The sequence below is a fragment of the Phenylobacterium sp. genome (assembly GCF_030646615.1).
Classification (GTDB): Bacteria; Pseudomonadota; Alphaproteobacteria; order Caulobacterales; family Caulobacteraceae; genus Phenylobacterium.
Map to the genome: position 1 here is coordinate 129,718 of NZ_JAUSLG010000038.1, position 10,779 is coordinate 140,496.

A 10,779-nucleotide genomic window follows, 5' to 3' on the forward strand; every position below is an offset into this window, starting at 1 on the left:
CGGTATACCCCAGGTGACCGGGACGAGCGGCCACATCGCCGCCGCGAATGCGCCTCTTTTGACAGTACCGCATGTTCTATAGGCCGAGCATGCGCCCCGGGGCCGGCCGCCCCCTGTACGCTTCACTAGCGGCCTGACGGCTGAACGCGGCCCCAGCGAATCGAATCAGCCAGGCCAACGAGCGGGCGGACTGGGGGGTCAGGGTGGAGACGGCCGCCAGGATTCGGCGAGGATGGCGTAGAGATAGGTGTCGCGCCACACGCCCCGCACCTGCCGGTCCTTGCGCATCTCGCCCTCCCGGCGCAGGCCGAGCTTCTCCATCACCCGGTAGGAGCCGGTGTTGCGCACGTCGCAGGTGGCGGTGATGCGATGCAGGCCCAGATCCTCGAAGCCGAGGCGCAACAGCGCCCACCCGGCCTCGGTGACCAAGCCCTGGCCCCACAGGTCCCGGCGCAGGCAGTAGCCCATCTCCAGAGTCCGATGCGGGATGTCGCGCAGATGCAGGGCGATGGAGCCGACCACCACGCCCGAGGCCCTGTGCTCGATGGCCAGGCCGAGATTGAGCCTGGGCCAGGTCGCCTGCTGCTCGAGCACGCGGGCGATGAAGGCCGCCGTCTCCTCAGGGCTGTTGGGTCCCCAGGGCAGGTAGCGGGTGACTTCGGGGTCGGAGCCATAGGCGTGGACGGCGGGGGCGTCCTCCAGGCGGAAGTCGCGCAGGCGCAGGCGTTCGGTTTCGATGGGCAGCCGAAGTTCGGCGGGCGGCATGGTCTCACTCCAGGATTTGCCCCTGGCGGAGACCTTATCGACCCCGGCCAGGCGGCGGGGTCTGTAAGGAAGATGCGCTCTTGAGCTCTAGGCGCGCGCCATTCCTCGACCCCGGATGGGACCGTAGGAATTGCAGGCGTGGGCGGCCAGGGCGATCATCACGAGCCTCTTAGCGGCCCATCGGCGCCCTCGCAAACCTTTGTTCGCCAGACCTCGTCACCGCCAGGCCTTGAAACCGATCACCAGGCGGACATCGTCGGCCTCTCCGCCGGTGGCTTCGACCAGGTCGGCGCTCCGGCCCAGGGCGCCATGCCACTCGACCCCGGCATAGGGGGCGAATTCCGGGGCGAACGCGTAACGCAGGCGCAGACCAACCGCCGCGTGGCTGAAGCCGGCGGCCAGTTGGCGGGCCGGAACATCCGTGGCCGAGGCCTCCAGCTCCAGGCGCGGCTGCAGGATCAAACGCTGGGTGATCCGCTGGTCGTACTCAGCCTCCACCCGGGCGGTCAGGTCGCCGTCCTGCGAGAGAAAGGCCGCCGCGTCGATCTCCCACCAGTGCGGCGCCAGGCCCTGGACGCCGAGGACCAGGTGGCTCAGATCCTCAGCTTCACGGACGATGTCATGGCGCAGACCCAGCTGGACGTCCCAGAAGGGCGTCACGGCGCGGCCATAGAGCAGCTGGATCTCGGCCTCTTCCAGGCCGCCGTCGACATCGCCCTCGCCCTCGGTCTTGATCCAGGCGCGGTTGATGTCGCCGCCGGTCCAGCCCTGCACGTCCCACAGCCAGGTCGCCGCCCCCTCGCCAAAGCCGGCCTCCAGGCGATCGACGATCAGGGCGGTGGTCCGCACATCGCCATTCTCGGCCCGCAGCTGGTCCCGCGCCCGGGCCATTTCGGTCGGATCGAAGACGAGATCGGCGGCGTGAGCGGGTCCCGACCCCGCCGAAGCGGGCGCGCCGTGGCGGGGGCCCGTCGGTGCGGCGGCATGCCCCGCATGGGTGCCCGGCGCTGCCGTCGCGCCTGGGCCCATGTCATGGCCCGCGTGGGGGTCAACCTCCGCCGCAGGGCCGGCTGCGGTCGGCTCGGCCCGGTGATGGGCATGGGGGTCATGGGCGTCCTGAGCCCAGGCGGGGCCGGCCGCCAGCACGGCCGGCGCCAACAGGAGGGCAAGCCGGCTCATGCCGCGGCTCCGTCCAGGGGGCGCACGGTGACGACATTGAACATGCCCGCATGCATGTGCATCAACATGTGGCAGTGGAAGGCCCAGTCGCCGGGCGCATCGGCCGTCAGGTCGAAGGTCACCTTGGCGCCCGGCGCTACATTGACCGTGTGCTTCAGGGGCTGGTGACCCTCCGGCGCGCCGTTCACCAGCTCGAAGAAGTGGCCGTGCAGGTGGATCGGGTGGGCCATCATGGTGTCGTTCACCAGAGTCACGCGCACCCGCTCGTTGCGGGAAAAAGCGATGGGCTCGACGATCTCGCTGAACTTGCGCCCGTCGAAGCCCCACATGAACCGCTCCATGTTTCCGGTCAGGTGGATCTCCAGGCTGCGTGACGGCGCCCGCCGGTCCTTGCCCGGCGAAAGCGCCACCAGCTCGGCATAGGTCAGCACCCGGTGGGGAACGTCCTCCAGCCCCATGGGCCGTTCGGCCAGGCGGCTGACCGGGGCCGGGGCGATCATGTCCACCCCGACGCCCACGGCCATGCCCGGCGGGGCCAGGGCCTTGTCGCGCATCTGGTGAGCCCCGTGATCCATGGCGGCGGGCGGCGCAGGCGCATGCCCCATGGCCGCGTGGTCCATGGCCGCGTGGTCTATGGCGCCATGGTCCATCGCCCCGTGGTCCATGCCGTCCATCGCCCCCATGCCGCCCCCCATGCCCATGTCGCGCATGGTCAGGGTGGGGACCTCGCGCAGGGCCGGGACCTCGGCCGCCATCCCCGCCCGGGGCGCCAGCATGGCCACCGCCATGCCGGAGCGATCCACCGACTCCGCCACCAGGGCGTAGGCGCGATCGCCCTGCGGCTCGACGATCACGTCATAGGTCTCAGCCACCGAGATCTGCAGCTCGTCGGTCTCCACCGGCCGCACATCGGCCCCGTCGGCCTGCACCACCCGCATCGCCAGGCCCGGGATCCGCACATTGAAGATCGACATGGCCGAGGCGTTGATGATGCGCAGCCGCACCTTCTCGCCGGGCGAGAACAGGCCGCGCCAGGGCGCCTGAGGCCCCTGGCCATTGACCAGATAGGTATAGGTGGCTCCGTTCACATCGGCGATGTCGCGGGGGTCCATCCGCATGGCGCCCCACATGCGCCGCTCGGCCAGGCTCATGCCGTCCGCCCCCGACAGCAGGCCCGAGAGCGTGGTGCGCGAGCGGTTGAAATAGCCGGGGCTCTTCTTCAGCTTGGCCAGGATCTCGTGCGGATGGATGAAGCTCCAGTCCGAGAGCACGATCACATGCTCGCGGTCATAGGGGGCCGGCTCGGCGCCCGCCGGATCGATGACCAGGGGGCCATAGCAGCCCATGGCCTCCTGCAGGTTGGAGTGGCTGTGATACCAGTAGGTCCCCGCCTGAATCACCGGGAAGTCGTAGTGGAAGGTGTCGCCCGGCTTGATACCCGGGAAGCTGATCCCCGGCACCCCATCCATCTGGAAGGGCAGCAGCAGGCCATGCCAGTGGATGGAGGTGTCCTCATCCAGGTCGTTGGTCACCGACAGATGCGCCCTCTGGCCCTCCCGCAGGCGGATCAGCGGCGCCGGCAGGGTGCCGTTGACCGTGACGGCATGGCCGGTCCGGCCCCCGAGGGAAAACGGCGTGTGGCCGATCCGCAGGGCGATGTGGTCGCCGGAGAGCGCCGCCGGCGCGCCAGGCGAGGCCCCACCCTGCGCCCAGGCCGGCAGCAGGCCCTGGGTCGCAGCTGCGGCGCCAAAGGCCAATGACCCGGCCAGCAGGCGACGTCGATCAGTCTGGATCATCCCGGCGGCTCCGCGCGTCTGCTACATGCCCCATGGGGGTATATCGTCGCGGCGGGCGCCGGGCAAGACGGCGGGGCGCTGGCGGCGCCCGGGAACAGCCAAGCCTGTTGGCGCATTAGGGGAGCGTGATCGCCCTCCTTCTCGACCTTTCGAACATCTTCGGCGGCTTCCTGCTGGCCATCGGCCTGCTGGCGCGCCTGCCGTCGGTCGGCGACAACCTGGCCGACGCCGCCCGCAAGCTCGGCCCCCTGGGCTGGATCGTCGGCGTCATCGCCCTGATCTGCGGCGGCTACTATCTGATCGTCCACCTGACCAGCGGCCCGCGCCTCTTGCACTACGAGGTCGTCGCCATCATCACCGGCGTTCTGCTGCTGTGGGACCGGCTGGGCCTGGCGCGCAGGACCGGCCAGGACATCCCCGAGAGCCGATCGACCGGCGCCGGCCTGATCGTCGCCATCTTCGGCGTGATCGCCATCCTCGTCGGCCTGCAGGGCCTGTTCACCCCGAACTAGGGGGCGCTCGGCTTTGCCGGGCGGCCAAACCGATCATCGACACCACTAAGGGGTGTGGGTGCTCCGCATTGGGACTACGCCTGCGCGGGAATCGGCGCAGCTTGGTAGGCATGAACGCCTGCCTCTTTGCATTTACCGAGGGATGTGAATTCAGCTCGGCGTTTACGGCTGCCTGGGTCCAAGGCCTTGGCTCTCTCGCCGCAGTGGGCGCTGCTATCTTGATTGCTAGGCAGAGCAGCTTGCAAACGAGAGATACCCAAAAATGGGAAGTCATTCGTGGTGTTGAGTTGGTCTGCAGCATCTGCTGGCAGGTCCACCATTTTACAATGGAGGTACTTCGCACAGAGAAGGACGCGGACGAAGTCCCGCTACCGAAGAACCTCGAACGAATCATAGATCTGCTCGACAGGTTTCCTGTTGATCGTTACCCCTCGGGCGAGATGGCATTGAGATCCGCCAGCATCCGCCGGATAGCCGAGTCCTTCCTAGAAGCGCAGGTAGATTGGCAAAACTACAGAGCAGGCAAACCTGCCGATGGCAGAGGTCTTGATATAATACGTGATCTTACTTCGGAAATATCAGCTGAATACGAAGGGCTGGTTCGGTGTGGACAGCATCTGCTTTATGCTCAGCCTGGCAAGCGCGTTTTCATACCAGCGGAGTTTTCCGATCAGACAACTAACGATCTTACCGCTGACCGGCGTTGATGTGGGAGGCTATTCCGGCTAGTCTCAAGGAGACTTTTAATGCCGGTGATCTTACGAGCTTGCGCTTCGGTCGAGCTTCGCTTCAGTCGATTGTAAGCCCCCAACACTGGGCCGTCACTTTGCAAGGCCTTAAGCAGCCAAACCCCAGCACCACACAAGGGGTCGGCGCGATCTTCTACTACATCTAGAAAACGGATGGTGGTGACGCAATGAGGAGCTGACCTGTCTCCGTGGCGGGGGTCAAAAACGCGTTGCTTCGAATTCGATCACGCCGGGCTCAAATGCACCCCGCGGGGTTCGCAGGTTGCGGCTTCTAGCAATATCTTCGCGGACGAACACGCCATTGCTGTTGACGATGAGCGGTCTCCCGATCACTTCAGGGTCGGCGAAGTACTCCCGCCCATGAAGGACCGTGTAAGAATGGCCGCAGATCGGACAGGTTTTCACGTGTCCCTCAGTGGCAAGGAGAACGGGCGGCCGACGCTCGTGGATCGTTGACCACCCCGAGACGACTTCTCCGTTCTGTCGAAGCACGCCCAGCCCAATCCGTTCTTCGTCAATGAGATCGCGAATCTCGTCGAGCCAGCTGTGCGCGACGAGCTTGACGACATACTCGCACGTCCAGTTGAGCTCATCGCGGGTGTTTGGCGCTTCGGCGATATCAACATCCAGCGCGAGGAGGCCGCCGTTCTTGTGGAGGCCGCCGTCTGGCGCGGTGCAGACCCATTCCGGAAGCGGAACCGACCTGCCATCGAAGAGGGTCTCAACATAGGACGACCGATCCAACGAGACACAGTCAGCCGTCTCGGTATCGTACCATAGCCAGCGCTGGATGGGTGGATCTGTAGGGGGCAGGGACAAAGCTCGACTATGGAGAAGGTGGGGACGCGGAAGCCTTACCTCTCGCCAGGGCTTCGTCCAGGTACTTAGATACCTTTGTCCCATTCTTGCGGTCGAACTCCAGGGTCACCCTCTGCAGGATCGCTATGGCCTCATCGTGCCTTCCGGGGTTCTCTGCAAAGTACTCTGCCCAATTCGTTATGCTCCCTCCCCTCCCCCCGACGCGCGGAAAGCCAGCCGCCTTGAGTTCGGCTGCCAGATCACGATGTAACATTGCATGCAGGCTCTGGTGCAGCCGCGCCAGCTCCTGCTTGGCGGGGCCGCCGAGGAACTTTGCCCAGGCATGATGGCCCTGCACCATGCCTCGGACAATGTCCGGCCCTATTGTGTAACCGAGGCCTTTGACGATCTCTCCCGCAAGACCTCCGCCTCCCATGAAGTCTAGGGCGCCGGTGGTGATGTCGGTCAGATCGCCTGCGACGCCACCCCAGTCGAACATGCGCGACCATTCGCCGAACTCGAACGGGCCTGTGGTGCGCCAGCCGGGAACCGCGTGGAGCTTGCCGTCAGGTCCTCGCTGAAAGACCTCCGTCCGGGAAGGGTCCAACTCACCGGGCTGACGGCCGGCGATCCATATCCCGTGACGCGGCGGCCGAGTTGCGGACGCCTGTTGACTGACCTCTTTGGGAGTGGCCGGCTGCTCCGGGCGGTCGGACATCGATCGAACCGGCGGCGCCGCCGTCGAACAGCCGACGTTGGAAGGCGCGTGGCTCGCAAAGATCGGGGATAGCGGAACCGACCGCGACTCGCCTGCCGGGAGCGAGTTCGGGGAAAGGGGAATATGCTGGGTCCCTTCATCCTTTCGACCGAGTGCTGGCGAGGAAAGCGGGACTGGTCTGGCCCTGCCTTTCGCGCGTGGGACGTCGTCTCCCCATCCGCTCGACCCACCGGCATGCCAAGTGGGGGGCCACCCCGGGTCATCCTCGCTGAACCCGATATCACTGTTGATCGAGAAGCCTCGCGCGCCCTGCGATGGTTCCCCTGCTGGGCGAAAGGCCGAGGGCGGCTCGGGTAGGTGCTGTGGGGCGAAGAAAGCTTGGTAGCGTGCGTCCGACGCGGCTCGTTGTCTTCGCTCAACATCGTCGGGCGAGCGAAGGTACCATCGTCGCAGCGCCTCACCTTCCAAGTCTGCAGGATTGACCTCTCTCCATGCCATGCGCGCTCTCCATCAAGGCATGACGTCGCACCGCCTGCTCGGACGGTTCAGCGACACCTGGGGGGTTCATGGGAAGACGGTGATCGCGACGAGCGTTGGCTCCGCCGCACTTGCTCACCATGGCAAGAGCCTATTCAAAATGCGCGGAAATGTCTAGAACAAAAGAAGAACATCTGTGTCATCCTGATCACCGGTCCGATGAGGATGATACAGGCACTAAGGATCGACGGCTTGGCTTCGGATAACGAACCCAGCTTCTGGTGAGTCAGAGTTTGCAGCGATGTCCAGGGTAGTTCGCGGACCGAAACCTACACTTCTGGAATGGCCCTGGAGAGAACCGGGCGAATTGCGGGCGTCGGTGCCGGTTGCCAATTTTCGGAGAGCCGAGCGCAGGGATGCTTAGCCGCCTAACTGGCGGACTTCTCGGAGGTATTGGCGAGGAAGGAATTCACGCCGGTTTAGCGGCGGAAGGGATGGTGGACGCGACAGGGATTGAACCTGTGACCCCCTCGATGTCAACGAGGTGCTCTCCCGCTGAGCTACGCGTCCATACCGACGGCCCCCTTTGGGGGACGGGAAGGGCGGCGGTATAACGGGCGGTCATCGCCTGTGCAAGCGCTGAAAGCCCGCCGAGCGCCGCAGGCTTCAGGCGGCCATCATCCGCTCCACCTCGGCGACGATCTCGCGCAGGTGGATGGGCTTGGACAGCACCTTGGCGCCGGCCGGGGCCTGATCGCCGGCGGCCAGCGCCACGGCGGCGAAGCCGGTGATGAACATGATGCGCAGGGACGGATTGCGGGCGGCCGCCAGGCGGGCCACCTCGATCCCGTCCATGCCGGGCATGACGATGTCGGTGAGCAGCAGATCCCAGTCCTGGTCCAGGACCGAGGCCGCCTCCTCGCCGTCGGCGCAGGCGCGGACCTCATAGCCGGCGCGCTCCAGGGCGCGGGCCAGGAAGCCGCGCAGGGAGTCGTCGTCCTCGGCGAGAAGAATGCGGGGCATGGGCGATTCCAGGGCGTCGTCTTTCATGGAGCGACCATAGGGGCGGCTTTGTAAATCCCCGATGAACCGCCGATCCCTTTGGCCCGCGATCCGTTTGACCCCGGGTCCGGCGCATCGTCATATGCAGGTCATGTCCGCGGTCGAGCCCATTGACGTCATAGAGCCAGCCCCAGCAAGGCCGGCGGGCTTTGAGGTGCGCCGCGCCGCCCTGCCCGGCGCGCCTCCGCCGACCCCGGTGATCTTCGCCTCACCCCATTCCGGGCGCCTCTATCCCGACGACATGATGTCGGCCAGCAGCCTGGACGCCCAGGCCATCCGCCGCTCGGAGGACGCCTTCGTCGATCAGCTGGTCGAAGACGCCCCCCTGGCCGGGGCGGCCCTGATCACCGCCAACTATGCCCGGGCCTATATCGATGTGAACCGCGACGCCTTCGAGCTCGACCCGGGCATGTTCATCGACGAGTTGCCCGACTTCGCCCGCAGCCGCACCGCCCGGGTGGCCGCGGGCCTCGGCGCCATCGCCAAGGTGGTCTCCGAGGGCCAGGAGATCTATGCGCGCAAGCTGACCTTCGCCGAGGCGCAAGGCCGCATCGACGGGGCGCACCGGCCCTATCACGCGGCCCTGGGCCAGCTGATCGCCGAGGCCCAGGCCGCCCACGGGGTGGCCATCCTGGTGGACTGGCACTCCATGCCTTCGGTGGCGGCCAAGGCGGCCGGGGTCGGCGGCTGCGACATGGTGCTGGGGGACCGGTTCGGCGCAGCCTGTTCCAACACGCTCACCCGGCTGGCCGAACGGGAGCTTGAGGCCCGCGGCTATCGGGTGGTGCGCAACACCCCCTATGCCGGCGGCTACACCACCGAACACTATGGCCGCCCGGCCCGGGGGGTCCACGCCCTGCAGATCGAACTGAACCGGGCGCTCTATCTGGATGAGGAGGCGCTGGCCCCCACGGCCGCCTTCGACCAGCTGCGATCCGACATCCAGGGGCTGACGGCGGCCCTGACTGCCGAGGCCTGGTCGGCGCGGTTGTAGGGCGCGCGAGCGCGCGCCCAGGAACAAGATCAACCACAAAGGCACAAAGGGCACGAAGGCGCCGCGCCCTTCTTGGTGGTCTTCGCGCCCTTTGTGGTTTCTCTTTTCAAGCGCCTGCGGCGCGCGGGGCGCCCCATCCCTCGCAGCGCAAAAAAAAGGCCGCGCTCGAAAGCGCGGCCAGTTCATTAGGGAGGAAACGCCCAGGAAGGGCAGAGACGTCCGGAGACGCCTCACGTTTCAAATCTACGGTGCGACGCACAAAAGAACAAGCGCCAAAGTGTCGCATTTACGCACGTGAGCGGAAAATTCCTGCTTATTGCTGTGTTTTCAAAGGGCTTAGGCGTTGGGATCACAACGTGTTTCGTGTTGCAACGCACAAGACGACGTTCGGCCATTCCGAGACTGACATGACTTCGCGCTAGCCGCGGGGCCTCTTGTCCCCTAAAAGCCGCCGCTTCCGGAAAAGGTTTCCCATGTCGCTGCGCAACATCGCCATCATCGCCCACGTTGACCACGGTAAGACGACCCTCGTCGACCAGCTTCTCGCCCAATCAGGCGTGTTCCGAGCCAATGAGGCGACCGTCGAACGCGCCATGGACTCCAATGACCAGGAGCGCGAGCGCGGGATCACCATCCTTGCCAAGTGCACCAGCGTGCTCTGGAACGGCAAGGCCGGCGAGACGCGGATCAACATCATCGACACCCCTGGCCACGCCGACTTCGGCGGCGAGGTGGAGCGGATCCTGGGCATGGTGGACGGCTGCGTCCTGCTGGTGGACGCCGAAGAGGGCGTCATGCCCCAGACCAAGTTCGTCCTGGGCAAGGCTCTCAAGATGGGCCTCAAGCCCATCCTCTGCCTGAACAAGGTCGACCGGCCGCACGCCGATCCCGACCGCATCCTGAACGACGCCTTCGACCTCTTCGCGGCCATGGGCGCCACCGACGAACAGCTCGACTTCCCGCACATCTACGCCAGCGGCAAGAACGGCTGGGCGACCCTGGACATGGCCCAGCCCAACGACACGCTCGCCCCCCTGTTCGACATGATCGTCGAGCACGTGCCTGAGCCCAGGGCCGTGGCCCGGGCCGACGAGCCCTTCCAGATCCTGTCGGTGCTGATCGAAAGCGATCCCTTCCTCGGCCGCCTGCTGACCGGCCGCATCGAGTCGGGCAAGGCGACGCCAGGCCTGGCCATCAAGGCCCTGTCGCGGGACGGCAAGGAGATCGAGCGCGGCCGCATCACCAAGGTGCTCGCCTTCCGCGGCCTGAAGCGCCAGCCGATCGACGACGCCGAAGCCGGCGACATCGTCGCCATCGCCGGTCTCTCCAAGGCCACCGTGGCCGACACCCTCTGCGCCATCGATGTCAATGAGGCCCTGCCGGCCCAGCCCATCGATCCGCCGACCATCTCCATGACCGTCTCGGTCAATGACAGCCCCCTGGCCGGTCGCGAAGGCGACAAGGTCCAGAGCCGCGTCATCGCCGCCCGCCTGCTGAAGGAGGCGGAGTCCAACGTCGCCATCCGGGTCAATGAAACCGCCGAGAAGGACGCCTATGAGGTGGCCGGCCGCGGCGAACTGCAGCTGGGCGTGCTGATCGAAGGCATGCGCCGCGAAGGGTTCGAGGTCTCCATCAGCCGCCCGCGCGTGGTGTTCCAGATCGATCCCGAGACCGGCGAGCGTCTCGAGCCGATGGAAGACATCCAGATCGACGTCGATGACGAGTTCAG

General features: G+C 66.1%; 10 protein-coding genes and 1 tRNA gene. 4 read left to right on the forward strand and 7 right to left on the reverse strand.

All coding sequences use genetic code 11. The annotated features are described in order from the left end of the window. Window positions 1-198: 198 nt before the first annotated feature. The 3 genes from Q7S93_RS06525 to Q7S93_RS06535 form a co-directional block, all read right to left on the reverse strand. Window positions 199-765, reverse strand: coding sequence for a GNAT family N-acetyltransferase (locus Q7S93_RS06525; RefSeq protein ID WP_304712933.1), 567 nt, complete (start codon window positions 763-765; stop codon window positions 199-201). Between the two features lie 216 nt (window positions 766-981). Next, window positions 982-1,944, reverse strand: a complete 963-nt coding sequence (locus tag Q7S93_RS06530; RefSeq protein ID WP_304712934.1) for a copper resistance protein B — start codon at window positions 1,942-1,944, stop codon at window positions 982-984. Then, window positions 1,941-3,740, reverse strand: coding sequence for a copper resistance system multicopper oxidase (locus Q7S93_RS06535; protein ID WP_304712935.1), 1,800 nt, complete (start codon window positions 3,738-3,740; stop codon window positions 1,941-1,943). Before Q7S93_RS06535 ends, Q7S93_RS06530 begins: the two co-directional genes overlap by 4 nt. Before the next feature lie 125 nt (window positions 3,741-3,865). On the opposite strand from Q7S93_RS06535, the gene Q7S93_RS06540 reads away from it, so the two are divergent. Both Q7S93_RS06540 and Q7S93_RS06545 read left to right on the forward strand, forming a co-directional pair. Further along, entirely contained in the window at window positions 3,866-4,252 is a 387-nt protein-coding gene (locus Q7S93_RS06540; protein ID WP_304712936.1) for a hypothetical protein, read from the forward strand. Between the two features lie 110 nt (window positions 4,253-4,362). Beyond that, window positions 4,363-4,959 carry a hypothetical protein gene (locus tag Q7S93_RS06545; protein WP_304712937.1) on the forward strand — a complete coding sequence of 199 codons (597 nt, stop codon included), beginning with the start codon at window positions 4,363-4,365 and terminating at the stop codon, window positions 4,957-4,959. Between the two features lie 240 nt (window positions 4,960-5,199). On the opposite strand, the gene Q7S93_RS06550 is transcribed toward Q7S93_RS06545, so the two are convergent. The 4 genes from Q7S93_RS06550 to cpdR all read right to left on the reverse strand — a co-directional run bounded on the left by Q7S93_RS06550 (window position 5,200) and on the right by cpdR (window position 8,017). Next, window positions 5,200-5,745, reverse strand: coding sequence for a hypothetical protein (locus Q7S93_RS06550; protein ID WP_304712938.1), 546 nt, complete (start codon window positions 5,743-5,745; stop codon window positions 5,200-5,202). Window positions 5,746-5,827: 82 nt separating this feature from the next. Further along, the gene (locus Q7S93_RS06555) at window positions 5,828-6,298 is read right to left on the reverse strand and encodes a hypothetical protein (protein WP_304712939.1); all 471 of its coding nucleotides are present in this window, start codon (window positions 6,296-6,298) and stop codon (window positions 5,828-5,830) included. Window positions 6,299-7,489: 1,191 nt separating this feature from the next. Then, window positions 7,490-7,564, reverse strand: a tRNA-Val gene (locus Q7S93_RS06560). Window positions 7,565-7,660: 96 nt separating this feature from the next. Further along, entirely contained in the window at window positions 7,661-8,017 is a 357-nt protein-coding gene (gene cpdR, locus Q7S93_RS06565; RefSeq protein ID WP_300576359.1) for a cell cycle two-component system response regulator CpdR, read from the reverse strand. Between the two features lie 130 nt (window positions 8,018-8,147). Here cpdR and Q7S93_RS06570 point away from each other — a divergent pair, with 130 nt between their 5' ends. Both Q7S93_RS06570 and Q7S93_RS06575 read left to right on the forward strand, forming a co-directional pair. Continuing rightward, complete coding sequence (locus tag Q7S93_RS06570; protein WP_304712943.1) at window positions 8,148-9,050, forward strand: N-formylglutamate amidohydrolase; 903 nt, start codon at window positions 8,148-8,150, stop codon at window positions 9,048-9,050. A gap of 473 nt (window positions 9,051-9,523) precedes the next feature. Further along, window positions 9,524-10,779: GTP-binding protein (locus Q7S93_RS06575; RefSeq protein ID WP_304712940.1), on the forward strand; the 1,256-nt coding region annotated here is incomplete at its 3' end.

Coding starts and splice junctions, on each gene's coding strand:
- Q7S93_RS06545 (WP_304712937.1), top strand. CDS start 4,363: ATGAACGCCTGCCTCTTTGCATTTACCGAGGGATGTGAATTCAGCTCG.
- Q7S93_RS06570 (WP_304712943.1), top strand. CDS start 8,148: ATGTCCGCGGTCGAGCCCATTGACGTCATAGAGCCAGCCCCAGCAAGG.
- Q7S93_RS06555 (WP_304712939.1), bottom strand. CDS start 6,298: ATGTTCGACTGGGGTGGCGTCGCAGGCGATCTGACCGACATCACCACC.
- Q7S93_RS06525 (WP_304712933.1), bottom strand. CDS start 765: ATGCCGCCCGCCGAACTTCGGCTGCCCATCGAAACCGAACGCCTGCGC.
- cpdR (WP_300576359.1), bottom strand. CDS start 8,017: ATGCCCCGCATTCTTCTCGCCGAGGACGACGACTCCCTGCGCGGCTTC.
- Q7S93_RS06535 (WP_304712935.1), bottom strand. CDS start 3,740: ATGATCCAGACTGATCGACGTCGCCTGCTGGCCGGGTCATTGGCCTTT.
- Q7S93_RS06530 (WP_304712934.1), bottom strand. CDS start 1,944: ATGAGCCGGCTTGCCCTCCTGTTGGCGCCGGCCGTGCTGGCGGCCGGC.